Annotated in this window: 22 protein-coding genes and 1 pseudogene; 10 read left to right on the top strand and 13 right to left on the bottom strand. The window is 40.9% G+C overall.

The features are described from left to right. Positions 1-324: 324 nt before the first annotated feature. A complete protein-coding gene (locus ES754_RS00910) occupies positions 325-1,224 on the top strand; it encodes an ABC transporter permease (RefSeq protein WP_147221212.1) in 900 nt (299 codons plus the stop codon). A gap of 126 nt (positions 1,225-1,350) precedes the next feature. Then, positions 1,351-2,145 carry an ABC transporter ATP-binding protein gene (locus ES754_RS00905; protein WP_147221210.1) on the top strand — a complete coding sequence of 265 codons (795 nt, stop codon included), beginning with the start codon at positions 1,351-1,353 and terminating at the stop codon, positions 2,143-2,145. Positions 2,146-2,284: 139 nt separating this feature from the next. Here ES754_RS00905 and ES754_RS00900 read toward each other — a convergent pair whose 3' ends face one another. Both ES754_RS00900 and ES754_RS00895 read right to left on the bottom strand, forming a co-directional pair. Then, positions 2,285-2,953 carry a response regulator transcription factor gene (locus ES754_RS00900; RefSeq protein WP_147221208.1) on the bottom strand — a complete coding sequence of 223 codons (669 nt, stop codon included), beginning with the start codon at positions 2,951-2,953 and terminating at the stop codon, positions 2,285-2,287. A 59-nt stretch (positions 2,954-3,012) separates the two neighbouring features. Then, positions 3,013-5,211, bottom strand: a complete 2,199-nt coding sequence (locus tag ES754_RS00895; protein ID WP_147221205.1) for a sensor histidine kinase — start codon at positions 5,209-5,211, stop codon at positions 3,013-3,015. A gap of 174 nt (positions 5,212-5,385) precedes the next feature. Between ES754_RS00895 and ES754_RS00890 the strand changes: the two genes are divergently transcribed. The 4 genes from ES754_RS00890 to fdhD all read left to right on the top strand — a co-directional run bounded on the left by ES754_RS00890 (position 5,386) and on the right by fdhD (position 11,424). Continuing rightward, positions 5,386-6,762: a cytochrome c gene (locus ES754_RS00890; RefSeq protein WP_147221203.1), complete on the top strand. Its 1,377-nt coding sequence runs from the start codon at positions 5,386-5,388 to the stop codon at positions 6,760-6,762. After that, on the top strand, positions 6,762-7,718 hold the full coding sequence (locus ES754_RS00885; protein ID WP_147221202.1) for a c-type cytochrome: 957 nt from the start codon (positions 6,762-6,764) through the stop codon (positions 7,716-7,718). Before ES754_RS00890 ends, ES754_RS00885 begins: the two co-directional genes overlap by 1 nt. A 221-nt stretch (positions 7,719-7,939) precedes the next feature. Then, positions 7,940-10,327, top strand: a complete 2,388-nt coding sequence (locus ES754_RS00880; protein ID WP_147221200.1) for an FdhF/YdeP family oxidoreductase — start codon at positions 7,940-7,942, stop codon at positions 10,325-10,327. An 86-nt stretch (positions 10,328-10,413) separates the two neighbouring features. Beyond that, the gene (fdhD, locus tag ES754_RS00875) at positions 10,414-11,424 is read left to right on the top strand and encodes a formate dehydrogenase accessory sulfurtransferase FdhD (protein ID WP_147221198.1); all 1,011 of its coding nucleotides are present in this window, start codon (positions 10,414-10,416) and stop codon (positions 11,422-11,424) included. 704 nt (positions 11,425-12,128) lie between these two features. Here the strand turns inward: fdhD and ES754_RS00870 are convergent. Beyond that, complete coding sequence (locus ES754_RS00870) at positions 12,129-12,623, bottom strand: hemerythrin domain-containing protein (protein ID WP_147221196.1); 495 nt, start codon at positions 12,621-12,623, stop codon at positions 12,129-12,131. A gap of 1,211 nt (positions 12,624-13,834) precedes the next feature. Continuing rightward, positions 13,835-15,196, bottom strand: coding sequence for a serpin family protein (locus tag ES754_RS00865; RefSeq protein ID WP_147221194.1), 1,362 nt, complete (start codon positions 15,194-15,196; stop codon positions 13,835-13,837). 245 nt (positions 15,197-15,441) lie between these two features. Between ES754_RS00865 and ES754_RS00860 the strand changes: the two genes are divergently transcribed. Then, the gene (locus ES754_RS00860) at positions 15,442-15,891 is read left to right on the top strand and encodes a hypothetical protein (protein WP_147221192.1); all 450 of its coding nucleotides are present in this window, start codon (positions 15,442-15,444) and stop codon (positions 15,889-15,891) included. A 100-nt stretch (positions 15,892-15,991) separates the two neighbouring features. Continuing rightward, on the top strand, positions 15,992-17,068 hold the full coding sequence (locus tag ES754_RS00855) for a WD40/YVTN/BNR-like repeat-containing protein (protein WP_147221190.1): 1,077 nt from the start codon (positions 15,992-15,994) through the stop codon (positions 17,066-17,068). Between the two features lie 193 nt (positions 17,069-17,261). Here the strand turns inward: ES754_RS00855 and ES754_RS00850 are convergent, their stop codons facing one another. From ES754_RS00850 to ES754_RS00815, 8 genes are all read right to left on the bottom strand, one after another. Next, positions 17,262-17,819: a hypothetical protein gene (locus tag ES754_RS00850; RefSeq protein ID WP_147221189.1), complete on the bottom strand. Its 558-nt coding sequence runs from the start codon at positions 17,817-17,819 to the stop codon at positions 17,262-17,264. A gap of 250 nt (positions 17,820-18,069) precedes the next feature. After that, the gene (locus tag ES754_RS00845; RefSeq protein WP_147221187.1) at positions 18,070-18,537 is read right to left on the bottom strand and encodes a hypothetical protein; all 468 of its coding nucleotides are present in this window, start codon (positions 18,535-18,537) and stop codon (positions 18,070-18,072) included. Positions 18,538-18,644: 107 nt separating this feature from the next. Then, positions 18,645-20,036, bottom strand: a complete 1,392-nt coding sequence (locus tag ES754_RS00840) for a serpin family protein (protein ID WP_147221185.1) — start codon at positions 20,034-20,036, stop codon at positions 18,645-18,647. 118 nt (positions 20,037-20,154) lie between these two features. Next, positions 20,155-20,628 (bottom strand): hypothetical protein, encoded by a 474-nt coding sequence (locus tag ES754_RS00835; RefSeq protein ID WP_147221183.1) that lies wholly within the window; start codon positions 20,626-20,628, stop codon positions 20,155-20,157. A 73-nt stretch (positions 20,629-20,701) separates the two neighbouring features. Beyond that, a complete protein-coding gene (locus ES754_RS00830; protein WP_147221181.1) occupies positions 20,702-21,238 on the bottom strand; it encodes a hypothetical protein in 537 nt (178 codons plus the stop codon). 77 nt (positions 21,239-21,315) lie between these two features. Beyond that, a complete protein-coding gene (locus ES754_RS00825; RefSeq protein WP_147221179.1) occupies positions 21,316-21,858 on the bottom strand; it encodes a hypothetical protein in 543 nt (180 codons plus the stop codon). Positions 21,859-21,993: 135 nt separating this feature from the next. Further along, on the bottom strand, positions 21,994-22,515 hold the full coding sequence (locus ES754_RS00820) for a hypothetical protein (RefSeq protein ID WP_147221177.1): 522 nt from the start codon (positions 22,513-22,515) through the stop codon (positions 21,994-21,996). Between the two features lie 16 nt (positions 22,516-22,531). Further along, a complete protein-coding gene (locus tag ES754_RS00815) occupies positions 22,532-23,887 on the bottom strand; it encodes a serpin family protein (RefSeq protein WP_147221175.1) in 1,356 nt (451 codons plus the stop codon). Positions 23,888-24,168: 281 nt separating this feature from the next. Here ES754_RS00815 and ES754_RS00810 point away from each other — a divergent pair, with 281 nt between their 5' ends. Beyond that, positions 24,169-24,717 (top strand): manganese efflux pump MntP, encoded by a 549-nt coding sequence (locus tag ES754_RS00810; protein ID WP_147221173.1) that lies wholly within the window; start codon positions 24,169-24,171, stop codon positions 24,715-24,717. Between the two features lie 287 nt (positions 24,718-25,004). Beyond that, complete coding sequence (locus ES754_RS00805) at positions 25,005-25,976, top strand: tetratricopeptide repeat protein (RefSeq protein WP_147221171.1); 972 nt, start codon at positions 25,005-25,007, stop codon at positions 25,974-25,976. 212 nt (positions 25,977-26,188) lie between these two features. Here the strand turns inward: ES754_RS00805 and ES754_RS12140 are convergent. After that, positions 26,189-26,458: pseudogene (locus ES754_RS12140) on the bottom strand (IS3-like element ISPar1 family transposase); the annotation flags it as partial. Between the last annotated feature and the right edge of the window lie 51 nt (positions 26,459-26,509).

The raw sequence follows: 26,509 nt of genomic DNA, 5'->3' as shown, positions 1-26,509 counted from the left end.
TAATACAGTTAAAAGGACTTGCTTACCCAGCAATAAATAGTCGTCTGTCTTTAAATCTATAAAACTAACTTGTTACTATAAAAACCCAGCGATAACTAATCAGCTGGGCTTATTTTTAAAGTGCTTAAAACACAAAAGTGCTATGCCTAATTTTTGAACCAAGGTAGTTTATGATAATCCCTCATTGTGATATGTTTTGGTTTACCCTAACCGCAGATTGCTTAATCTGTTAAATTCACCGCTCAGCCGTTCAAATGATAGAAGAGACTGGTAAACGCCAGTTACTTATACATTGAACGCTTGGTTATGACTTACTGATTCCTTATGTCTTTAATTGCTTTTTTTGGTGCGCTTGAAAGTGGTCTAATCTATGGTCTCGTAGCTCTTGGCGTACTTATCTCATTTCGTACTCTCGACTTCCCTGACTTAACGGCTGACGGTAGCTTTCCGTTAGGTGGCGCGGTCGCTGGTATCTCTATTGTCGCTGGTGTCAATCCTTGGCTAGCTTGTGCCTTTGGGATGCTTGCAGGTGCGGTTGCTGGCATCGTCACCGCATGGCTGCATGTCAAACTTGGCATCTTACAGCTACTGGCCAGTATTTTGGTGATGGTAGCGCTCTATTCGGTCAACCTACGTATTATGGGGGCACCCAACTTACCGTTATTGGGCGAAACCACTGTTTTTAGCTCACTGGTTAACGATGGCAATGGCTATTGGATGCGTTGTGTCATCATTGGCGTGGTAGTGATAGTAGCCAAATTGTTCTTAGACTGGTTTTATAATACTGAAACGGGCTTGTCTATGCGCGCAACAGGTTCCAATCTACGCATGGCACAGGCACAAGGTATTAATACCTCTTGGATGACTATTATAGGTATGGCAGTTTCTAACAGTCTGATTGCTTTGGCGGGCGCGCTGTTTGTGCAGACTCAGGGTGGCGCAGATATCTCTATCGGGATTGGTACTATTGTTATTGGTCTTGCGGCCGTTATTATTGGTGAAACTATTATCCCTGCCAAGCGTATTTGGCTCATTACCCTAGCTGTTATCATCGGTGCCATACTGTATAAGCTCTTTATTCAAGTGGCCTTGTCGAGTGATACCTTGCGTAGTATTGGCTTTGGCCCGCAAGATTTAAACTTAATTACCGCGCTGTTAGTGGTCCTTGCTTTGGTATTGCCAAAAGCTAAGAATAAATTCTTAAGCCGTAAACTCCGCGCTTAAGGTCAACTGCTAAGCGTTAATTACTAACTTTTAGTTAATAAACGCTGATTACTACAAGCCGCATCTATTATAAATGATGTCGCGAACTTAGCTCAAAGCAAGAATAAAGAATAGGATAAAACGATTATGATGCAAGCCAAAGATTTGCGTTTGACCTTTAACCCAGGCACGCCTATTGAGAATCCTGCCCTACGTGGTATTAATCTTAATATCGCTGATGGTGAGTTTGTGACCGTTATTGGCACCAATGGCGCCGGTAAATCAACGTTTTTGAATGCTGTCAGCGGTACCACTCGCGTAGATAGTGGTTCTATCTTGCTTAATGGTATTGATGTCACTAAAAAAAGCGCCCATCAGCGCGCCCATTGGGTTGCACGGGTATTTCAAGACCCAATGGCCGGAACTTGCGAAGCGTTAACCATTGAAGAAAATATGGCTCTGGCCTATAAACGTGGCGAAAAACGTGGTTTAAGCTTTGCATTAAATCCTAATAATCGTGAACTGTTCCGAGAAAAGCTAGCGGTACTAAAATTAGGCTTAGAAAACCGTTTAACGGATCGTATGGGCTTATTATCCGGTGGTCAACGTCAAGCAGTCAGTCTGCTAATGGCATCGTTACAGCCGTCCAAAATTCTGTTACTCGATGAGCATACCGCCGCCCTTGACCCAAAGACTGCCGCCTTTGTATTAAAGTTGACAGATCAGATTGTCACCGATAACAAGCTGACCACGATGATGGTCACTCACTCGATGCAGCAAGCATTGGCGCATGGCAGTAGAACGGTGATGCTCCATCAAGGTGAAGTGGTGCTTGATGTCTCCGGTGATAAACGTCAAGGTATGACCGTTCATGATTTGCTTGATATGTTTGAGCAAACGCGTGGTGAGAAGGTTGAAGATGACAGTTTGATTTTAAGTTAATTACTTGAGCTTAGTATCAGTCAAAAAAATACCTATTTAATATTATTAAATAGGTATTTTTTATTGCATTAATTGAACCAAGCTATCATAAGGCCACCTTTCATTAGCTTAAAAGCCAATCAAATTACAAGTCATAAAACTAACTATCAAGCATAACCAACTTTTGAATCAACTCGCTCACATGTTGGGATTCCATCTTTTTCATTACCTGCGAGCGATGTACTTCTACGGTACGTACAGAAACGTCCAAATGATCAGCGATGATTTTATTAATATTGCCTTGCATTAGCTCATTAGCAACTTGTTTTTCTTTATCAGTCAACTGCGCATACAGCTTACGAATATAATAAAGCTTGGCACGCTTAAGCGTTAAGGCTTGTGCCCGTGCAATCGCTTCCTGTAAACGCTGGCTGCTAATAGGTTTTTCTAAATAGTCAGCAGCGCCTTTTTTGAGCATAGCGACAGCATCGGTAATCTCACCATTACCGGTTAAGGCAATCAGTGCAAGCGGGCTGTGCTGTTTGTTTAAATGGATTTGCAGCGCTTGCCCACTCATATCTGGCAACATTAAGTCACTAATGACTACTGCCGGATAATAAATATCAGCAGTTTGCAAAAACGTCACTGCGCTTGACCATAGTTGAGTAGGTAAGCCTAAACTACTAATCAAAAATTCACATGATACTCGCACGCTTTCTTCATCATCAATGATATGAATTATCAGCTGCTCGGGAACGATATCATCAGCTAAGCTGTCCACTAATGCGGATGGATCTTGTCTTACACTTGGCATCTCAAAAGAGCTCATACGCTACCCTACTCTTTATATTTTTGGCAAAATGTGCCGTTCAATATGTCTCATACATCTTATTTATTATCCACTAAATGTAGCGGCAAATATAAAGTTACTTGTGCACCCGTTGTCTTCATCAGTGGATAGCTGCTGTCTGTTTGAATCAGCTGTACCGTGCTATTGAGTGAGCGCTTGATACGCTGCTGATAGCTACTGTCTAGTGATTTTACGGCATCCAACTCATCTCTCACATTCACATTGCTTAGTTGCATCATACCGCCAAGCGACTTGCAGAGGCGCTGACAAATCATCAGTCCTAAACCTAAGCCTTCTGCCTTTGTTGAATGCATAGCTTGTTGCTCATGTAACTGTTGATTCCTTGATTGATTAGCAGCCTGATGGTCTGTCAAGCGCGCCTCATCAAACCCACCAGCATCATCCGTAATATATAGCGCAAGCCAAGACGCACCAACATAGTCTACTTTCTGACAGCGCAGCATAATAGTTGTGGCACCTTGCTGCTGCGCATTAAGTACGCTATTAATAAGCAGTTGATCGAGCACTAGGCTTGGCAGCTGTAATTGCTGATAGTCACTGACGAACCAAAAGCTAATACCTGTCGCCTTCTCGCCAAGTAACATGATGCACTGCTGATAAGTAGCTGCAATATCAACGCTAACTTCATCCGCTTGCGAGCGCCCTGCCCAGCGCCGAATATTGCTTATCACTGCCGCTACACGCTCAGTCTGATTAACAATTTGCTGTAAAGCATTCTCTACCTTTTCCTTTTCTATAAGCTCTTTGTCTACCGCTTCTTTACGTAGAATCTCGTTCTCGCTAGTTTCCTGCTCTAAGTTACCGTTATTAGTAGCCTTGTTTGTATTGACCGCACTATTTTGGCTGCGAATAAGTAAGCCTTGCGCATAGTTCTGAATGGTAGCCAGCGGTTGGTTGATTTCATGAGCAATCGCGCCACTCATCTCCCCAATCACTGCAAAACGCTCTGACTGTCGAAGCTGCTGATCATAATCTCGCAGCATTTGGTTCTGCACAATTATTTGCTGCCGGCGCCGCCATGCCAGCCAGCTCATCCAACCATAATTAATAGTAGATATCATAATAATAAAAAATATAAGGCTTACCCAGATTCGATGCGACTGTATCCAATCGATGACATAAGCGCCCAACTGTCTTTGGGCAGGATGGCGGTTCATTTCATACAAGATACGTTCAGCATCACTGTTTGATTCAGGTGCTAGCCAGCGTAGCTCTGTATTATCAATAGCAGCATTAGCGCCGCTATTGCTCCTTTGCGAACCGCTAGTAAATAAATACTGATTAATCTGCTCGGTTAATGCCATTGGTGCTTGATTGGTTGCCGCCAATGTCCAATTGGGATAAATCTTGGTTGAAGACTGGCAATTAGAATCCGTTGCCACTGGGTTAATAAGCCGATACTGCGATTGATCAATCTTACCTTGTCCTGCCATCTCCTCCATCAAACATAGAGGCGCTATTGCCGCATCTACCGCGCCGCTGGCCAAGGTACTTAAAGTCAGCTCAATCGGATAGCCGACAAACTGGGTTTCATAATCATTAGGCGTCACGCCATTTTGTTGTAATAAATGGGCTGCGAGTAAGTAACCTGCAAAGGCATCAGGATCAACCGCCACTACTTTTCGATGTTGTAAATCACGCAATTGCTGAATATCACTATCAGCTTTTACCCACAACGCACTGGCAATCTGCTCCATCGCAATAGACCGATTGATTACTTTGTCCGCTTTATTTTGCTTAGCTAGCGCTAGCTCGTTTTCTAATTGCTTATATAACTTATATTGCTCATCAGTTTTAAAGTCAGACTGCTTAACATCAGATATTTTAAATTCGTTTGATTTTACGGTTTGAGTATTGGCCTGCAAAGTTGCCAGCCAGCGCCAGCCCTTAGTATCCATTCTAATAAACTGTACTTGTGGCCCTAATACAAAGGCAAACTTCTGCGCCTCTATTTGTTGTTGCCAATTATCAAGCGCCAATGGCACCAGTACGACTGTATCCCCTTTCAGCTTTTTATTAAGCTCGCTTAACCAAGGCTGCCAACGTTGCTGGGCGGCAAGCTCTCCTTGCGGTGCCAGCACCCCTAGATAATAAGTTTGTGCGTTTGCCTTATCAATTATTGACAGTGCCAGCCCAGCAATAACTATGGAAAAAATAAGCGCGTCTAATAAAGCACGAACTATTCTTACTTGCTGTTTGTATTGCCAAAGTTGCATGAATAACCATTACCTTAAAAACAATGTGGTTTTCCACAATATCACTATGTTGCTGCCTACCCTATACTATATAGCAAGATTGTATCTTGTCATTAGCTACGCTTAAGTAAATAGCCTTTTATATCAAGCGTTAATAATAAGAACAGCAAACATCTCATTACGGAGGGCGGGCTTGTGAAAAAGTGGCCATTAATTATTCTTATTGCAGCAGTTATCGGGCTGATACTTGCCTTTATTATTGGGCAACTACTGCCGAATATGCGCACCACTAATAGCGACATCGAAGTCAATATTACTGACCCTGCTTTAATCAAACAAGGCCAATACGTCGCACGTACCGCTGACTGTGTCGCTTGTCATACCGTGCTTGGCGGCGAAGATTATGCTGGTGGCTTGCCTATGCTGACCCCGCTTGGTGCCATTTATTCAACCAATATCACTCCAGATAAAGCAACCGGTATTGGTAACTACACCTTTAATGAATTCAAAAATGCCGTCAAGCACGGTGTTCGTAGTGACAATAGCGCATTATACCCTGCTATGCCGTACCCTTCTTATCAAATCATGCCGGACGATGACATGGCGGCGATGTACGCCTATTTTATGTCAGACGTCAAAGCGGTGAATGCGCCTAATATAAAAAGTGAGCTACCACCGATTGCAAACTGGCGCTGGCCGCTCGCTTATTGGCAAGTACTGTTTGACCGTAAGCGCGATTTCGTTCCAGAAACTGATGATGCCGTGTTGGCTCGTGGTCAATATCTAGTCGAAGGCCCAGGTCATTGCGGCTCTTGTCACACTGAGCGCGGTATTGGCTTCCAAGAAATCGCCTTAACCAACGCGGATTCTGAAGAATACCTAAGCGGTGCCGTCATTGATGGCTGGCGCGCAAAAAGTATTCGCGGTGAGCATCGTGGTTTAGGTACTTGGAATGTCTCTGAGCTTAACGACTTCTTTAAAACGGGTCGTACCGATACCACTGCTGCTTTTGGCGCAATGGCTGAAGTCGTCGAGCACAGCACCCAATATATGACTGATAATGATTTGAATGCCATGTCGTCCTATCTAAAAACGCTAACGCCTGCTCCTAATAAAGAAGTGACGCTGCCCGTGAAAAAAGACGTCACCACGCAAAAACTATTAGATGGTAATTATGATTCACGTGGCGCGTTGTTATATGTAGAATATTGCACCGTTTGTCACCGCGCTGATGGTAAAGGGGTGCCACGCATCTTCCCAGCATTAGATGGCAATAGCGCGGTATATGCTCGTAACGCTGACTCTGTGTTGCAAATCACCTTAGGTGGTGGCCGTATGCCTGAGACACCGCACGACCGCATGGCCTTTACCATGCCAGAGTTTACCAATCTAGCCGATGCTGATATCGCAGAAGTGGTCAACTATGTGCGTAATAGTTGGACCAATCAAGCGCCTGAAATTTCGGTTAACGATGTGGTAAAAATGCGTGCCTTCCTCGCCAAAAAACCAAAAACAGGCACCGACGTTGCCCCAGACCTAAGCATAACTGCTGCAGCAAAAGGAGCAAAATAATGAATAACGACTCACGTAACTTACTTAGCTTAGCCGATGTTGCAGGTGCTGCCTCTCGCAGGTTTTCTATAGCGGTGCTAACTGCCGCTATATTTACTATCAGTATCAGTGGTTGCTCGCAACCTGAACCTACCGAGCGCAACCCAGTTGAATATAGGCTCGTAACTGCTGACGATGCTAATGAGGATATCGGCTCTTATGTATTACCACAAGATACCTCAATTGCTGATGAGCCCAACGCTGAACAAATCATCTATGGTAAGCGCTTATTAAACGAAACTAAGCGCTTATTACCAGAGCATGTTGGCGCTGAGATGAACTGTAACAGCTGTCATATCGCACAAGGCAAAATCCCACTTGGCGATCCGTACATTAATAGTGCCAACTTTTATCCGCGCGTGATGCCACGTGCCGGTGTAGAGATTGATTTAACCAAACGCATTAACGGCTGTTTCCAGCGCTCTATGAACGGTAAACCCTTAAAGCCTGAGTCCCCTGAGATGCTCGCGATTTTGGCTTATATGGAATGGCTCGCGCAAAAGACGCCGAAAGCCCAAAAGGTTAATATTGATAACGCCGGTAAAGTTGACGAATCATTAATACCTGATCCCGTACACGGCGAAAAGATTTATCATGCACAGTGCGCCACTTGTCATGGTGATAACGGCGAAGGTATTAAAGACAGCCGTGGCGATATCGTCTTCCCACCACTCTGGGGTGATGAATCCTTTAACATCGGTGCTGGTATGGCACGGACTTATAAGGCGGCGGCCTTTGTCAAATATAACATGCCAATGGGTATCCAAACCCAAGGTTTATGGGGCCATGGTAATGTCTTAAGTGACCAAGATGCTGTTGATGTGGCTGAGTTCTTTACGCATCAGCCACGTCCTGACTTTGCCAAAAAAGATGGCGATTGGCCAACCACTAAAAGACCAAAAGATGCGCGTTATTGATGCGTAGAGCTTCATAAACTTATACTCTCATAAAATAATCTAATAATGCCATTTTCAAAAAAACCTCAAGTCCTTAATAGACTTGAGGTTTTTGTCATTTATCTGTGAGTATAAAAGTAACCATACTGTAAAGTTGCATTTTTTTACTGGTTATTCTGCAAATATCATTTAATATTATTAAATATAATTCATTTATTATCATTTCTATATTAAGGTCTATCATGCGCAAAATTCCTATTTATAAGCACCCTGCTGCTGGTTGGTCTGCACTGATTTCTTCTGCTCGTAAGCTTATGGATTACCAAGCATTTTTGCGGGGTAGTTTGAGTGTATTAAGTAGCAACCAACCCAAAGGTGGTTTTGATTGTCCAGGTTGCGCGTGGCCAGATCATAAGTCGCATAAAGCACTGGATGTCTGTGAGACTGGTATCAAAGTGTTGGCTAGTGAAGCCATGTCGATACGTACAGATGCTAAGTTTTTTGCCAGACATACCGTCACAGAGTTGCAAGGGTGGACTGGCTACGAACTGGAACACAGCGGTCGCTTATCGGAACCTATGCACTACGATGCGGCACAAGATCGCTATGTGCCTATCTCTTGGGAAAATGCTTATGTCCGTATTGCTGAGCAATTGAAAAAGCTTGATTCACCCGATGAAGCCATGTTCTATACCTCAGGACGTGTGACTAATGAGCCGGCGTTTATGTATCAGTTGCTGGTGCGCTGTTTTGGTACTAATAATTTACCTGATTGCTCTAATATGTGTCATGAGCCTACCTCAGTGATGCTAGGAAAGCAGTTAGGCTTAGGCAAAGCAACCGTTATCTTAGAAGATTTTGAGCAGGCCAAGCTCATTATTATGTTTGGACAAAACCCAGCAACCAATCACCCGCGCATGTTAGAGATGCTTGCTCATGCGCACAAGCAAGGTTGCCGTATCCTGTCCGTTAATCCTATGCGCGAACAAGGTCTGAAAGCCTTTAGAAATCCGCAAAAGCCTACCCATCTGTTAGGTAATAGTGATGACATGGTTGATGACGTGATTCAAATCCAAATCGGTGGTGACGCGGCACTCTTGACTGGTATGGCAAAATGGCTCACCAAAAACGGTAAAGTTAATAGTGACTTTATAAACACCCATACCTCAGGCTATGAAGCTTTGGACACTTGGTTGCGTCAGCAATCTTGGGAAGATGTCGTACGTGGCTGCGGTATTAGTAAAGAAGAGATCATTAGCATTGCGCGTCTTGTCGCTGAGAGTCCGGGCACAATTTGTACTTGGGGTATGGGTATTACCCAACATGTCCAAGGCGATGATAATGTTGCGATGATTACCAATCTATTGTTGCTAATGGGCATGATAGGTATTGATGGTGGCGGCGCTTCGCCGGTGCGTGGGCATTCTAACGTCCAAGGGGATCGGACTATGGGCATTCATGAGCGCCCATCTCAAAGCCTGCTTGATAGCATGGAAAAAACCTTCAACCATCCAATGCCTCAAGAAGATGGCTTTGATGTCATCAATGGCGCAAAAGCTCTCATTGAAGGTAAGATTAAAGCCTTTATGAGTATGGGCGGTAACTATGCGGTTGCAGCACCTGATACTAGTGCTATTCAGCAAGCATTAACGAGCAATCAACTTAATGTCTTTGTGGCTACTAAACTTAATGAAACCATGTTGTATCCAGGGGTAGACAATTTAATTCTGCCTTGCGTCAGTCGTACAGAGCGCCTAATCACGACTAAAGGTGAACAGTTCGCGACGATTGAGGATTCCATGTGTAAGATTGTGGCCACCCAAGGTCGCCTAAATCCTATTAGCAAAACCCTAAAATCTGAGGCGCAGATTGTGGCCGATATTGCCACCCATTTATTTGGATCTGAGTCCAAAATTCCTTGGCAAGCGATGGGTGCAGATTTTGATGTAACTCGTGACTATATCGCTCAAGCGATTGAGGGTTTTGAAGATTTTAACCAGCGTATTCGTGCCGAAGATCGTGGCTTTTATCTATATCATCCTGCCCGTCATCGTGAATGGCATACCGAAAGCGGCAAAGCCCAGTTCGAAGTACCAAAATATCCGATTACCTATGTCGCAACCCAAATGGCAGAGAGAACATCGAAGCTTGTAGCAGATTCTAAACATGCAAACTCCCTTAATAGTGATGTTAACGATGCTCAAAGTATTTCTATAGATGACTCTCAGAATCAGGCTCAATCTAGTGAACAAGCGATTTGGCAATTAACCAGTGTTCGTAGCCATGACCAATTCAACACGATGATATTTGGCTTCCAAGATCGCTACCGCCAAACGGATCGTCGTGATGTTTTGTTTATGCATCCGGATGAGATGAGGCGTCTAGGTTGGCAAAAAGGTGATACCGTTAGAGTATTACGTCAAGACAGCAAGGGTCAGCAGCGTACGCTGGGACCGCTAATATTGACTGAGATGGATATTGCTGCCAATGCAGTTGCCACTTATTATCCTGAGTGTAATGATTTAATCGACTTAGACACTCATGCCCCAGACTCCAGAATACCGTCATATAAGTCGTTAACGGTCGTTTTAGAACGCGTGAGTGCTGATGAGCTTGTGGCTTCTGCGTAGTCAGCATTGCTAAACGCTGCTTGAATAACATCCAAAAGGGCAACTAACACGACTATGCCGATGCCAAAACTAGATAGCGAGCACTTATGATAGCTGAATATAACTCCCAATATAGCGCTCCATATAGTCATGAACTCCTAACGGATGACGTGCTTGTGCCAGTAGAGTCATTGGCAACACCGCTGGCACGTAACCACGTGGCACAAAAGCATTACTATCTATCAAATAAGCACAGTCAAAATGTTATAGATACAGATAGCGTTGATGATATTCATATTGATAGTAAGTCGGCAAGCCTAGCGGTAGAAGCGGCTATATCTATTATTATCAATGGTATTCACTATGCGGTACTGATGGCCAGTCCCAGCCAGCTTGACTATCTGGCTATTGGGTTTTTATTTAGTGAAGGCTTGATTCAGCACAGTTATGAGTTGTTAGATTGGGAGGTTACGCAGCTGACCGATAGAGCCAGTTTTAAAAAGTTCACTGAAGACTCAATTGATGAGGCCAATGCCTCTATAGCCTTTGATCAGTTGCTAGATTATGATGTTTATATCGTAGAATTAGTATTGAGTCAGCGCTGCCATCAACGTATTCAAGCACAAAAACGTCAGCTGGCAGGGCGTACAGGCTGCGGAATGTGCGGTATCACAGGGTTAACTCAAGCACTGCCAGATTTGAGCAGTTATTTAGAGCACAAGCCACCTATGATGACAACTAAGCCCGGCCTTGATAGCTTACTAAAAATGCGAGCAAAAGTTGATGCTAGCCAACATACCCATCAATTAACCGGTGCTGTGCATGCCGCAGCAACCATGCATGATGAGCATCTGTATCTGTTTGAGGACGTAGGACGGCACAATGCGCTCGATAAACTTATCGGTTGGAAACTACGCCATAAGGTAGATGTTGAGTACGTCATCATGACCTCACGCTTATCGATTGAGCTGGTACAAAAATCTATTCGTATCCAGATACCTTGGTTGGTTGGTATGTCCGCACCTACCAGTACAGCAGTGCGTGTTGCGCAGCGCTACGGTTTAGGGTTGGCTGGTTTTTTACGTGATGACAGAGTCACCTATTATTCGGGAGTCTAGTTTATATAGTAGTCTAGTTATCAAGAGATTTAATATTAAGCTACATTATTAAATATTGCTTATTGTTGATTAGTACTAAATTTTTTAGCTGTATGATATTTCTAATATTATTCGAAAAAACCTCAGGTGTTTGAAGCGTTTGAGGTTTTTTTATGGGTTAATATTGTTACTATATTGAACTGTAAGAAAAATCAAGCTTGATAATAACTTTATCACTATTCATTTTTCTTGTCATAACCAAAATACTTTACTAGAATAAATTCATTAAAATCCTAAAATTTTAGATACGTTTAGTGAAACCAACTAAAAGCTAGAACGTTAACAAACGGCACTGGCATCAGCTATAAGCTCTGTGTCTTACAAATTCTACCAAAGCCCTATCCTATCGTCGCTAAACACTAACTTGAGGCTATTAAGCAAGTCCTTAGTGAAGCATGGCTTGTTACTCTACCAAAGCCTACAAATATATATGTGTGTAGCTCAGCTCAATGCCGCTTTTAGAAAGCATTATCGATGGGTCGAACACATTAAGGCATTATGTTGATAGCATTCATTATGAACCATTCAGCTCTAAAATGCGTCTGCAACTATCTTGAACCTATCATTACAACAGGTTCGAACAGGCTTAAATTTAAAATAGAATATTTCTTAAATATTATTAATTAAGAATGCTCTATACTTTATATTACTCTTCAATCACTAACTTATCGCTGCTCATCTAAATGCTTAATCTTATCTGGGCTCGCCTTGTAAATCGCATCTAACTCATCTTTAGTTAGGTATTTTTCTACGATAGGAAATAGCTCACGTTCTTCAAAACGAACATGATCGTATAATATATTGGCAAGTTGTCTGACTTGGGTTACGGTAACCTCTATCACAGAGTTATGGTTAGTGCCGATTTCTTTAGGCATTTGAACGTTACCAGTCGCCTCGTTCAGCAGCTTATGCTGCTTTTCAAGGGTATCCAGTACGGATGCAACCTCAGGCTGGGTAGATTGATAAGGCAGTAAAGCCTTGACAATTAAATTATCTTCAACTCGAAAGTGATATTGCATATCATGAAGGTAAGACGACAGAATCTGCCAATGCTTAGTTATTTCTTTAGGGTCATCAATACACGCTTTAGCATGGTGAGAGAGGTTAAGACCAAGATGATGTTGACGTGATAATGGTTGTAACTGATTGGCGCGCTTCATAAAGTACTCACTTTTTTAAACTTTTGTCTTTACATACAACTATATACTAACCAAACATTTACTGGGCACTGCTAACTAAAATATTTTGGGTAAGTTGCAGTAATGAAAATAGCGGCATGAAACTTCAACGGTTTAGGCTACCATTGATATTGAAGACCGGCTAACTTTATAACACATCTAAAACAATCAATATGTAATTTACTCTAACAGTATAAAAACAAAAAAACCCCAAGTAACTTAATACTTGAGGCGAAACTTGCTTAAACTTTACAGTTTAAATTCGTTTTAAATGTGGCGCAGCGGACGGGACTCGAACCCGCGACCCCCGGCGTGACAGGCTAGAACCACTAAATTACTTAAAGAGATCTTAAAGTATATTAACCTGTGATACTATATATAGCAAGGGATATAATTAATAAGCAGCTATGACATTTAGCGTAATTCAAGACATTTTATACAAGCTATATTCCACATTTTGGTCAATAAAAATGTGGAATAATTCAACATTTATATTTAATAGATGTTGAATAATTACACATAGGTTTTCGTGTTTATTATTTAGATTACCGTTTTTAAATAACTTATCTATTAAAGCTATCTGGAAAATCAGCTTCTAAAGTTTAAGTAATGGTCTATCCAGCTCAGCCACCAAGCCACCCTTTATCTAAACCACAATCTATCCAGTTTACTTTTATTTTATCGGTAATATTCGCGTTAGGATAAAAAAATACAGTACCGCCAAGATAAAGCTCATCTCCAATTTTATAAGGCTTTTCTTCAAAGGTAAGAGTCTCTGTATCCGCATCCTAAGAAAAAGAAGTGTCCGCTAGCACCAGTAAATAAGTATTATTTTTGGTCGTCACCTCATTATCTCTAGATATAGCAAGACAGTTATTAACAACTGTCAAATATCCAGAACCCATAGCTGTAAATTGACCGTTATATTTATTGGGAGACCAAGTGGCAATTTGTAACAGCTGCTTAACTTCTATAATCACTGGTAATCTGCAGGAAAAACTCTAGGATTCTCTAAGCTCTGATTGGCGCAACCTGAAAATGATAGGAGTGCTAAAAGTGCAGTGAGTAAAACGAGATGATTTAGCAATGCTGCTCCTGAGCTTTTGAGATTCTTTGCACGTGTAAACAAGATGTCGGATTGAAAGCTTCATTGGTGCATGAATCTACCCGTATCCTAATTGGATTACCTGAAATTAAGGCTTATTCACCTGACCCAAAAACAATATCGCATCGGTTTTATTGTCTTTAATCATAAACATAAACGGGTGATCGGCTTCAAACTCTACTGGTGGAACCATAGAACCAGATATATCTACTGCAACGACACCTGTCGCTGCTGCTGCCTCTGTTCCTATTTCATTAACGTCGATAACTGCTTGATGATGAATATCGTCAATGGCGATGGGTGAACTGTCTTTAAACACGTTAAACTTAGCTTGACTCCCAAAGACGCTTGGCATTCCCATATCTGTCAGTAGTGTCCTCATTGGATAGCCTTCATCTATTTTAAACATTGGTAGTTTTAGATTGACCTCTTTAGTTTTTAAAGCACCAGTCCATTGCTTGATTTGCTCACTAGTTAGCTCTTTTACCAGTTTTTGCATAGCTGACCTAGTTTTAGATTTAGGTAAAATGACTAACATCGATAATTCATTGCCTTTATAAGGCAGCTCTACGACTTGCAGTTGATCATTTTCGCTATAGCCAAACGATGAGCTTTGGTACATCATCGTGACCATTTTTTTATCCTCATAATGATAAAAAGGCTTAATAACACTACCCCAGAAACGACTTCTCCAATCAGCTTTAAAATAAACCGCATTGGTCAATACTGCCGAAGTATTTGTTTTAATACTGTCTTTTGATAGCAGTTCAGGAATCATCTGGTTGGTATGTTTGGCTATCTTGTCATTAATAACTTGACGAGATGCTTCGGTATTATTTTTAAAATCAAGCGTGTTGATCTGTCCACCATAGTAGCGTTTTACCGTATCGACATAGGCTTGGTTGGGAATACGACCCTTTTGCAGCCATAAGTCATTAATGGTGTTCAATTTATAGTTTGGGCTGGGTTTGTTAAATTGATTATAGAGGGCGGCACTGTTTGGGTTCAGAATGGGTAAAGACGGATAGTAAAAGGTTTTTTGAATTTGCGCTTTGGTGTCGCCCTCCGCTGCGGCATACAACATGGCTACAGCACTGGTTAGGCTATAAGGTGAGAAAAATACGTTAGCGTCCACTTGCTTTGATTGACCATTTAGCTGTTGATACATGGCCACTGCGAATTGGTTATTAGCATTGACTACGGTGTTTATACCTTCAGGCGTTGAAGTAGAGTCGTCTGCAGTATTAGGGACATCTTTGCTATCGACTTTAGAGTCCGATTGGTCTTTATTCTTGTCTGGCAAAGAGGGTATGTTAGTGACTGGTTGGGTGGCTTTGTTATTCACAAGGCTATTATTACAGCCAGTAATGGCCAACAATAAGCCACTAAGGGCAAGACTACCGACGATATGCTTGTTCGTTATGGATTTGATTGGTTTGTGGTTATTCATAATATTTTATACTTTTGATATTTGAATGATGCTTTGATTATATACAGGGATGTAAAATTATTTAGTAAACAAATGCTAATAAATTTATAGGACTTGTTTAAACGAATAGAGTAAATTGGCGTCATAGGTCAACAATTCTGGAAAAACAGGCAGTATTTATATGGTCAATCATATGTATGATGGCCATACTCGGAGATCAAGCTCAAAGTTGAATAAATACTTTTATATCTAAGGAAAGCAAACCGATGAAAAAAATAATAGTGATAACGCTGATATCTTATTGTTTAACGGGCTGCGCTTTAGCAACCAACCTAAAAGACGATGCCAGTAGCTTTGATTATGATCAAGAAGGGTTGGATTTACCGAGTGGAATGTTTACTTACTATAAAGAATCCAAATACCCTCAGCCAGCAATAGCGTATTTTGCGATAGGCAAGTTTGTTCTGAATAATAGATGCCTATTATTTCAATTGGATAATAAGCTGTATACACCTATATTTCCGGCAAAATATACTAAGTATAAAGAAGGTGATACTCAGATAATTTTAGAGGGTAAAAAAATAATTATAGGCGAAACGTTAGAGATTTCAGCTGTCCCTATAGAAAGAAAGTATGTTGGTACGTTTATAACTAAAGGACAACCTCAATGCTTAACTGAAAATTTGATAAGCATTGAACGTTGGAATTCGAATTAACATTTATTAAGATATTCTACTTAATCCATAAGACTTAGCCCTATGCCGCCAACCTCCCAGTATTTATCGACGATACATTGTTTTTATATAGGATATGATCATGCTTAAAGTACGCGCTCTTATGCATATAAATGCTTTTATAATTCTTCTTATAATAAGTCTTAATGCGGCAATCGTTGGCTGCGCGAGCAACCCAAAACCGCTATCAGGATTTGAAAGCAATGGCGTTAGCGCTATTAGTAAAAACACCTTAAGTGATGCAGGGGAACCAATTAATATTGATACTCGTCCAACAGGAGTAGTATGGCAGCTTATGCCCGAAGCTCCTGGAGGTCTAATAGCACAGGGAAATGGCTTATTTGTATCTCTCGTAAAGCCTGTGACTTCACCCAAAGTGATCGCTGAGGTTGGGTATCAACCCTATATCTCAACTAATGGACGCGACTGGGCACCAACTCCTTCACGTATACCTACGTCAGGAAGAAGCTTAATCTTTGCTAATGGTTGGTTTTATAATGCAGGTGAAGGCGTACCACCACATAACTTTCTTGGTGTGATTGTGCGTAGTAAGGATGGCGTGAATTGGGAGAAGGTTTACTCGCGAGGTAGTAACCCTTTTACCAATATCCGTTATCTAAACGGAGGGTTTGTTGTCACGGGTCAATATGGTGTAGTGGCCACTAGTCGTGATGGTAAGCACTGGCAACAGCAACAAATAAAAACCGTACCTGCTTTTTATGATGCTGACTATTTTGAAGGTGAGTATTTATTAACGGGCGACGCTATGGCTCTTTATGCTTCTAATGACTTGGCTAATTGGCGAAGCCTATCAACTGAAAATTTATTAAGTGCTGGTCCACGTAATCTACAACATAATTCAGACACCCTATTATTACAAGCTGCAGATTATCTTTATATTTACCGTGATAAAAAATGGTTGCTTAAAAAGCTGCCAAAGGATGACAATGAATTCGATTATTACATCAGTAAGCTATCGCCCTTATCGGAGGATTTCATGGTTACCAATAAAAACAAGCAGGTACTCAAATCAAGGGATGGGATAAACTGGAAGGTAGTAAGCCAGCTGCGGCCCGCTGATCTTAATAATACCTGTGAGTCTCGTTGTATTGTCTACGATTATCAAATTGTGAAATTGCCAGAGGACGCGACAGAATAGTCTTGTTAGAGATAAGACATCTCAATTAAAGATGCGCCTATTGTCATATGGTATACAGCCTTCTTATGCTATTACAACCACTACCGAGACTGTATCTATATGTTTTAAAAAAGCCATGAATTTAAATGTGTTAAATAAAGCTTTATTAATTCTAAGAACTGTCCATTGAGCAAGTATTTTTTGGACATTAGAATTAATCCATAATTCTCAACCCTGTGCCCCCAACCTCCCAGTATTCATCTGCAACGCAATGATCTGGTATAGGGATATAGTCCATATCAAGCGGATAAGATGTCCAGAACGCTCTAACGGTTCCTCGTCCACTCATCCAAACATAATCACCATCTCGATAAATTTTGTCATTCACTTCTATTGCTTGTCCATTTTCAATAAATTTTGATCCTCCAGGAAATATAGGCATACTAGAAAAATCATCTGCCGCTGTAGATGTAGGATAACGGTCTTTAGGATATGTTAAGGTAACACAGCCGTTTCTAATAGTGAGCCTGCCTTCATTACGCGCTTCATATTCCATAACAATGTCACTTCTAGTATTACCGTTTTCATCTATCATATAAACTTCCCCATAGTTCGGTAATGGAAAATCTGGTTGTATGCTGGATGAATTATTTCCGTCTACTTTCAAATTGCTAATTGAAGTTTGCTCGTCGTTGTTAATTTCCTTAGTCTGATTTTGGCATCCTACTGTTGATAAAGAAATTAAAATAAATACTGGGATAGCATATTTCATTTTTTAGTATCCAGAATAAAGGGTTAAGTCCATGTCATTTATACGAGCAATAGGTGTATAAACAGCACTTAGACAAAATTTACGACCAACTATAGTTTTACGCACGAAAACATCACTATATGTACCTAGAAATGTACACTGTAGCTATTTTAATAACTAAAACCTTTGACACTAATAACTCAAAGCTAGATGTTCAGGTCCTAACTAGGGAACCGAATAGATCTAACCAGCTTGATAAATAAATTCATCGCTACCCACCCAGCCATCCTTTATCCAAGCCACATTCTATCCAGTTTACTTTTATCTGATCTGTAATGTTAGCGTTAGGGTAAGTAAATACAGTACCACCAAGATAAAGCTCATCTCCAACCTTATAAGGCTTTCCTTCAAAGGTTAGAATCTCTTTATCTGCATTCCATGAAAAGGAAGTATCCGCCAGTACCAGTAAATAAGTATTATCTTTCGTCGTTACTTCTTTACTATCTCTAGCCATAGCAAGACAGTTATTAACAACAGTTAAATATCCAAAACCCATAGCTGTAAATCGACCGTTATATTTAGTTGGAGACCAAGTAGCAATTTGCAACGGCTGCTTAACCACAACAGCCACTGGTTCGACTGCTTGAACGATTGGAAGTTTTTCTAACATCTGATGAGTGCACCCTGAAACTGATATCAGAGCTAAGACTGCGGTTAGTAAAATGGGACGATTTGACAATACTCACTCCTAAATTGTTGAGATTCTATGCTGATATAAGAGGAAGAATGTTTTGTAATTTTATTTTGTTTACTAATCCACCCATATCCTAATTGGATTGCCTCCAACTAAGGCTTATTCACTTGCCCTAAGAACAATATCGCATCGGTTTTATTGTCTTGAATCATAAAAATAAACGGATGATCGGCTTTAAACACAGGGGGTGGAGCAGACGCCGCAGTTGAATCGGCAACAATGCCGGTCGCTGCTGCCGCCTCCGTTCCTTTTTCATCCACGATAACCACTGCTTTGTGGTAAACGTCGTCAATCTTTATAGGCGGGCTGTTATCGAATAAGTTAAACCCAGCTCCGTTTTGAAAGGCTCTTGGCATACCCATATCCGTCAGCAGATTTTTCATCTGGTAGGCTTCTTCAAGCTTAAACTTTGGTAGATGAACGTTCACCCCTTGTCCTACTAAGTCTTTACTCCATTGCTTAATCTTATCAGCGCTCAAATCACGCATCAGCTGCTGCATGGCTGCTTTGTCTTTTGATTTTGGTAATACCACCAGCATAGACAAGTCGTCGCCCTTATAAGGCAGTTGCACGACCTGCACCTGCTTGTCCTCGTTATATCTAAAATACGACTGTAGTTGCATCATTCTGACATTAGCACTTGTGCCCGTATGGTTATAAAAAGGCTGCTCACTGGTGCTTTTAACCTCAAAAGGTATTTTCCAATCGCCCTTGAAATAAACGGCGTTAGTTAATACTGAGACCGTAATGGGTTTGATACTGCCCTTCGGTAGTAATTCAGGAATCAACTGATTGGTATGCTGAGCAATTTTTTTATTAATGATTAGGCGTGAAGGATCAGGACTGCCTTCAAAATCAAGGTTGGTCACTTGACCGCCGTAATAACGTTGTATGGTGTCTACATATGCCTTATTGGGCGTTAGCCCTTGTTGCATCCATAAATCATTAACCGTGGCGAGCTTATAGTCGGGATTGGGTTTGTTAAATTGATTATAGAGCGCGGCACTATTAGGGTTAAGAATATCCATTGAGGGATAGTAAAAGGTCTTTTGAATTTGCTGTTTAGTCTTTCCCTCGGCTGCGGCATACAGCATGGCCATGGCAGTAGACAAACTATAGGGCGAGAAAAATACGTTCTTATCTGCTTGGTCAGGTTGATCATTTATCTGCTGGTACATATCAATGGCAAACTGATTGTTGGCAGTGATGACTTGGGTGACGCCATTTGGTGTTGAATCGTCATCATCAGCAGCAATAAAGCCATCTTTGCTAACAGCCTTATAATCAGACTTATTTTTAGTCTTATCTGGTAAGGATGACTGGTCTGAGTTTGGTGCGGTATTGGTTACTGTGTCAGTAGGTTTAGACTCTTTGATGGTGCTATCACAGCCACTGACAATCAATAACAGGCTGCTGACCGCCAATGCACCCATGACACGATTACCGTATGCTTTTTTAGGACAACAACACTGGTTATTCTTCATATCTGCTTCACTAATAATGTAGGGTTAAGATGATGCCATTCTAATATCATCTCTATACAATCGTTTAGTATAATTTGGTAAGCGTGCCTATCTATACTCAATTTAATTTATTCGCTCTTTAATCGAAAAAAGTACCTATCTTTGCAACAGATGGTGTTAAGCATTTTTTATCGCCTTGTTTTTCATAATCTGCACCACCCACTGTGTTAGGGGTATAGCGTTTGTATGAACCATTTGTGCTTATATAATCACCCATTTTAAAAACATGACCCTCAAGGTCTAATGTTTTAGTCGCTTCATCCCACTTAAAGATACCTTTTGGAAGTGAAGGAAACAGAGCAGTCCTATATTCGCCGTCATCTATTATATAAATACACCCATTTTCCCAGACAAACACCCCTCTGACTGCTGCGACAGGTTGAGCATAGGTAGTTGGGCTAACATCGTAAGTGAAGATACTGGTTGTTTTCTCAGGTTCTACAACTTCTGGAACAGGCTTTATCATTGCCACTGATTCAGATGGAGTAGCTACAGGAGCTGTCGTACAACCGACGACTATTAGGCTTGTTAAAATCAAAAATGCATTTCTCATCTGTGCGCTCCGTTTTGACAGAAAACTCGTATTTTGAATGTAAGCAGTGGGAAACAGCTTCTTCACCTATTTTTTAGTAGGTATCCAATTTCCTTTTAATCTCTTCAGAGACTTCCATTATATCGGCATCGATAGCCATGCCTATTTCGGTCAGACAAGCGGCATCTCCTTGAGTCGCAAACTCAAGATTTGTCGTTGGTGTTGTTACGCCCCCAGTAAATATTTTCTCACCTAATTTAATTTTGACACCTTTCTTCAGTACGATAGTTTTTTCCTCTTCTAAATAAGCGACATTATCCGGAGGAAATAAGGGCGTCATATATTTATCTTTGGCGACTTGCAACATAAGACAATTATCTTTAATAACAAATTTGCCACTTACGATACCTGGCATTTGACCGCCCGTAGATAGATAAATAAATATGTCGGACAGGGATTTATTAGAGTCTCGTTGTGGAGAATCTGAGGGACTTTCATTGATAATGGCAGTTCTTTCTGCTATTGGTGTTACTTGATAGGGCTTCAAGGTAGTACAGCCAAATAAAATGGGCAGTATAAAAATTCCGAAAGTGGTTGATAATAAGCCATTTTTTAATTTTACATTATTCATTAATTTGTCTCGTTGCTTGGTTTTATCAGGACTTTAGTAGGCGACTCTATTGGTATAGAGCACTGAATCATATAAATCTAAAGAAACGGCGTTGGATCTATAACGCCTGGCGGTAGTGAAAATAAATACGTAATCTGACCTGTATCGCATTCGCTACGAGGAGTCGTCACAAACCCTGTTCTGCTATTAAACTGTCCTTGCTTGTTTTTAAATTCATGCTTTTGAGAGGGCGTTAAAATATAGCCTGGTGATTCAATGTTATAGCCGATGTGATAATCGCTGCCAAAGTAGTTCAATACCTTTTTCTCATCGTTCCATATAGCATGACCATAGGGTAATAGAGGCGTTGTGCGCTGATGACCATCATTAAAATACAAACAGCCGTCCTCATACTCTATAAAAACGACAACGCTCGGATCTCTAAAAGCGAGTTCTGTCTTGTCTAAATCACTGTAGGCAAAAGGATAAGAGTAGAACCAGCCATCACTATATTTAGTCACATCTGGTTGATCTGAGGCCAGTTCTGCACCCTCAATGACATCTGTGGTTTGACAACCCGATAAACTCAATAAAACGAAAATTGGGACTATAAAAAGGCTTCGAATATTGCGGGTTATCATTATTTACTCCTAGTATCTATTAATAAAAATATTGCCTAAACACCTTTAAATACGATTGCAATTAAACGCCAAGTTTAGTTACTTACTCTAAGAGTAAATAAGTACATCTGACATTCTAGCGCCATAAATACCGAACTACGACAAGCTTTTTCTAGCCGCCTGACCACGGGGTAAACGGGATAACATCATCATCTCTTTGACATCACAGCGACTTGAGGCTTGATTAGCAAAGCCTTCTTTGGCATATCGTTCTCGATCCGATGGCCTAAGTTTATAGCCACCGCTTTCTATGATATCGCCCACCTCATAAACGACATTAAAATATTTGAGCGTTTTATTCTTGTCATCCCAGCTTGCTTGGCCCTGTGGTAAAAAAGGAATCGTTTTATACGGCCCATAATAGAGATAAACACAGCCTTCTTCATAGGCGAGTCGTACGTTTACCTCATCCATAACATCACTTTTATCAAGATCAGAGAACTCAAATGGATAGGTATAAAATAAACTCTCAATACCTGATGTACGGTAATGTATTAGCGGCTCTGAGTGTTGCTCTACCTTAATGGTTTGACTCAAATCAGGCTGTGACAATGAAGTGCTTTGACAAGCAGTCAGTAGCATTGCTAAGGGTATCAGCATCATTTTTATGGTCATCATTTCTTGCATCCTTAAGCTATAGTTTATTCATTTGCCCTAAGAACAATATGGCATCGGTTTTATTGTCTTTAATCATAAATATAAACGGATGGTCTGCTGTAAGTTCAGCTTCATAAGTAGCCATAACAGGAACCATGCCAAAACCCGTTGCTGCTGCCGCAACCGTTCCTTTTTCATCAACCTCAACCACGGCTTTGTGAGTGATAGAGTCTACTGCCAGTGACTGCTTGTCATTAAACAAACCAAAGTCAGCGCGACTACCAAAAGCTATCGGCATTCCCATCTTGGACAATATCGCCTCCATCTGATAGCTTTCTTCTAATTTAAACTTGGGCATAACAAGAAAAATCTCTTTATTCTCCAACTTCTCAGTCCATTTATTCATTTGAGTGGGACTCAAATTAGCTACCAGCTTTTGCATAGCGGCGGCTTCTTTTAATTTTGGTAAGACAATCAGCATTGATAGGTCGTCGCCTTTATAAGGCAGTTCTACCATTTGTATGTGCTCATCTTCCATGTAATCAAAATTAGCTATTTCATACATCATCGCTTCTGAGGACGTTGACCCATCAGCATTATAAAAAGGCTGAGAGCTACCTTGCAGACCCAAAGGCTGTGCCCATTCGCTTTTAAAATAAACCGCATTGGTTAATACAGCAGCGGTAGAAGGCTTGATACTGTTTTTTGCTAGCAGCTCAGGAATCATCTGCTTGGTATGCTTAGCAATGGTTTTATTGATAATCTGACGTGATGGCTCGGGACTGTTCTTAAAATCAAGATTGGTGACTTGACCACCATAATAGCGCTGTACCGTATCCAAATAACTTTGATTGGGACTTAAGCCTTGACGCATCCATAAGTCATTAACCGTACTTAAATCATAGTTTGGATTAGGCTTGTTAAATTGATTGTAGAGCGCGGCACTATTGGGATTAAGGATAGCTGGCGTCGGATAATGAAAGGTATTTTGGATTTGCTGCTTTGTTTCTTTCTCTGCTGCGGCATAGAGCATGGCCATGGCAGTAGACAAGCTATAGGGTGAGAAAAATACGTTATTCTCTGCTTGTGCAGGTTGCTTATTTATCTGTTTATACAAATCAATAGCGAATTGGTTGTTGGCGTCGACGACTTTTTTTACACCTTCAGGCGTTGAAGCAGAGTCGTCAGCAGCGATATAATCCTTATTAGTCTTTGGGGTCGAAGTGTTCTCAGTCTTGCTGACTATGGGTTTGTTATCTGTCACTTTTATCAGTTGATTATCAACTAGGCTATTATTACAACCCGCAATTGCTAGTAAACTGCCTAAAGCAAGCGTACTCACGCTGAGCTTCATTATGGGCTTTTTATAAGTGTATTGGTTACGGTTTTTCACGGCGTTGTACCCTTTTATAATTCGAATGATGTTCTGATTATATACAAGGGTTTAGCGTGATTTAGTAAACATATGCTAACAAAATTAATGGTTCAGGTTTGATTAAACCCACACATAGCATCAGTTAAATAAACGTATTAAGCTATCAATAATAGGCATTAAAACATTTGAAAACTCACTTAGAGGTTGCTTGAATTTATTATGCCGCTAAACTATGACCCATCCCAATCACATCAAAGCAGTCCGAACAATAATCCCTATAAAAAGAGCACTACTTTATTATGTTAGAGATATTATTGTTGGCGCTAGCACTGGCTGCAGATGCGTTTGCCGCTTCAATCGGTCTTGGCTCCACTCACAGGGTTGACTCTAAGCCACAGTTTATAAAAATGGCCTTACTCATTGGGTTGTATTTTGGTGTTGCTCAAGGGGTGATGCCACTGATTGGTTATGCGCTTGGCTCTACCATGCTAGGCTGGTTTTCTGAAGGTGCTTCTTGGGTTGCTTTTGTCATACTGGTAGTACTTGGAATTAAGATGCTCTATGAGTCGCGCTCCGTTAATGACGATGAGACTCGGATCAATTTAAGTCATAAAACATTGCTGTCGTTGGCTATAGCAACGAGTCTTGATGCGATGGCGGCAGGCTTTACGTTAAACCTGTTAGCTGTTAATGCTTATTTGGCATGTTTAATTATTGCACTAACAACGGCTATTTTAAGTGTTTTAGGCGCTTATATGGGGCGCAAGTCAGGAACTTGGCTGGGCAGTTGGGCAGAAGCGCTAGGCGGTTTGGTGTTGATAGCTATTGGCGTGAATATGGTGGTTTAAATGCAGTTTTATATTTAATAGTTACAGCGACTCATTAAAAAAGATAGATATACCACCATTTCATGTGCACAGTTACACTGCTATAAATAAATCAGCCTAATGATGTCAAAAGCCTACAGCTTAATATTGAAGTCCTCACTAAGGGAATCAAACCAGTGAAGACACTTGATTGGTTCGACATAGGTATACCTAATAAGACCATCTAATGATGTATTTAGAAACATCATGATAAGCATGTAAATGATAAATTGTAATGTTATCTTGATTAAATAACAGGACTAACAGCTATGAAAAAAAAGCTAGCAACATTTTTACTGACTGGCTTGATGCTCACAGGATGTCATAAAGTCATTGATACTCAGACTACTAGTCTTCCTAGCGATGTCTTGCCCGTAAAATCAGATGTTGAAAAAGAATTTGAAGACCTTACAGTACAAGCCAATCAAGGTGATGCTGAGGCTCAATATAGCCTTGCAGTAATGTACGACGATGGCGAAGGTACACGCGAGGATAACGCTAAGGCCATTGGATGGTATACAAAATCAGCTAACCAAGGATATGATCTTGCCCAATACAACCTTGCAATAATGTATGACGATGGCGAAGGGGTAGATCAGGATCGCTCTAAAGCTATTGAATGGTTCACAAAAGCCGCAAATCAAGGCTACGCTAAGGCTCAACTTGAACTTAGTAGAACTTACTACAATTACGATGGCAAAGGTACAGACGAGGATTACGATAAACATATCGATTGGCGTACAAAAGCTGTTAACCAAGGGATTGGTCCCATGAAATTCATCAATGGCGTACCACATCGAAAGAGCGAGCGTGTGCGTCAAAATGATGCCAAAGTCGTTGAGGAGTGGCAGAAATTAGCTAACCAAGGCAATACTGAGGCTCAATTCAACATTGGTAACGCTTACTACAAGGGTAAAGGTGTACGTCAGGATTATCCTAAAGCTATCGAGTGGTATACAAAATCCGCTGACCAAGGATATATTCCTGCCCAATACCACCTTGGAACAATCTATAGCTATGGCGAAGGTGCGCCTCAGGATTATGCTAAAGCCGGTAAGTGGTATCTAAAAGCCGCCAATCAAGGAGATGCTAGATCTCAATATAACCTTGGTATGATGTACCTTAATGGCATAGGCGTACGTCGAAATACAGTTATAGCGAAAAAGTACTTTTCCAAGGCTTGTGACAATGGATACCAATTAGGTTGTAACAACTTGGGTATAAGGACAGAGGATGAATAAAGACTAGGTTATTAGGGAATATCCTAGTCAAAGAATCACAAAGCTAATCTTATCAAGTACACTCAGATGTACACTAATTAAACCCAATAGCCTATAACTATTGAAATCGCTTTGACCCCTTCTATCAAATCCGTAGGCTCAAACTTGGGAGATTTTAATTACGCAGCTTGACGATAATAATCAAACCACACCTGCCTTGGCGATCGACAGCCTTAACCCTTTTGAATTCTAGTTTGGTTATAATCTAGTTCAATATATTTAGTGATATCGCTAATGGCTTCGAATCTTGTTTTATAGTCTTGGTAATACACCGGCTCATTCTTCCTTGCGGAGCAGTGCTCCTCACGCGAGAAGTTTTTTATTAAAGTATTGTCAAAGCAATTACTACGCCTGGACATTGAGCCTTTCAACTTATGCTGCTCAACGATCTGATAATAATTATTGCTACAGTACTGACTTCCTATATCAAAATGAACAATAAGCCTCCGATAAAGTCGGGGCGGTTCAGTGTTGCTTTAGATAGTTAGTTTAAA

The organism is Psychrobacter frigidicola (assembly GCF_007997305.1).
Lineage (GTDB): Bacteria > Pseudomonadota > Gammaproteobacteria > Pseudomonadales > Moraxellaceae > Psychrobacter > Psychrobacter frigidicola.
Note: the sequence above shows the minus strand (reverse complement) of the source record. Positions and strands in the feature narration are given on the sequence as shown.

What these genes read in the sequence shown, in the direction of transcription:
- ES754_RS00900 (WP_147221208.1), bottom strand. Translation starts at nt 2,953, where the DNA reads ATGAGCTCTTTTGAGATGCCAAGTGTAAGACAAGATCCATCCGCATTA.
- ES754_RS00820 (WP_147221177.1), bottom strand. Translation starts at nt 22,515, where the DNA reads ATGATGACCATAAAAATGATGCTGATACCCTTAGCAATGCTACTGACT.
- ES754_RS00905 (WP_147221210.1), top strand. Translation starts at nt 1,351, where the DNA reads ATGATGCAAGCCAAAGATTTGCGTTTGACCTTTAACCCAGGCACGCCT.
- fdhD (WP_147221198.1), top strand. Translation starts at nt 10,414, where the DNA reads ATGATAGCTGAATATAACTCCCAATATAGCGCTCCATATAGTCATGAA.
- ES754_RS00830 (WP_147221181.1), bottom strand. Translation starts at nt 21,238, where the DNA reads ATGAATAATGTAAAATTAAAAAATGGCTTATTATCAACCACTTTCGGA.
- ES754_RS00840 (WP_147221185.1), bottom strand. Translation starts at nt 20,036, where the DNA reads ATGAAGAATAACCAGTGTTGTTGTCCTAAAAAAGCATACGGTAATCGT.
- ES754_RS00885 (WP_147221202.1), top strand. Translation starts at nt 6,762, where the DNA reads ATGAATAACGACTCACGTAACTTACTTAGCTTAGCCGATGTTGCAGGT.
- ES754_RS00910 (WP_147221212.1), top strand. Translation starts at nt 325, where the DNA reads ATGTCTTTAATTGCTTTTTTTGGTGCGCTTGAAAGTGGTCTAATCTAT.
- ES754_RS00895 (WP_147221205.1), bottom strand. Translation starts at nt 5,211, where the DNA reads ATGCAACTTTGGCAATACAAACAGCAAGTAAGAATAGTTCGTGCTTTA.
- ES754_RS00855 (WP_147221190.1), top strand. Translation starts at nt 15,992, where the DNA reads ATGCTTAAAGTACGCGCTCTTATGCATATAAATGCTTTTATAATTCTT.
- ES754_RS00825 (WP_147221179.1), bottom strand. Translation starts at nt 21,858, where the DNA reads ATGATAACCCGCAATATTCGAAGCCTTTTTATAGTCCCAATTTTCGTT.
- ES754_RS00870 (WP_147221196.1), bottom strand. Translation starts at nt 12,623, where the DNA reads ATGAAGCGCGCCAATCAGTTACAACCATTATCACGTCAACATCATCTT.
- ES754_RS00880 (WP_147221200.1), top strand. Translation starts at nt 7,940, where the DNA reads ATGCGCAAAATTCCTATTTATAAGCACCCTGCTGCTGGTTGGTCTGCA.
- ES754_RS00835 (WP_147221183.1), bottom strand. Translation starts at nt 20,628, where the DNA reads ATGAGAAATGCATTTTTGATTTTAACAAGCCTAATAGTCGTCGGTTGT.
- ES754_RS00865 (WP_147221194.1), bottom strand. Translation starts at nt 15,196, where the DNA reads ATGAATAACCACAAACCAATCAAATCCATAACGAACAAGCATATCGTC.
- ES754_RS00850 (WP_147221189.1), bottom strand. Translation starts at nt 17,819, where the DNA reads ATGAAATATGCTATCCCAGTATTTATTTTAATTTCTTTATCAACAGTA.
- ES754_RS00860 (WP_147221192.1), top strand. Translation starts at nt 15,442, where the DNA reads ATGAAAAAAATAATAGTGATAACGCTGATATCTTATTGTTTAACGGGC.
- ES754_RS00810 (WP_147221173.1), top strand. Translation starts at nt 24,169, where the DNA reads ATGTTAGAGATATTATTGTTGGCGCTAGCACTGGCTGCAGATGCGTTT.
- ES754_RS00805 (WP_147221171.1), top strand. Translation starts at nt 25,005, where the DNA reads ATGAAAAAAAAGCTAGCAACATTTTTACTGACTGGCTTGATGCTCACA.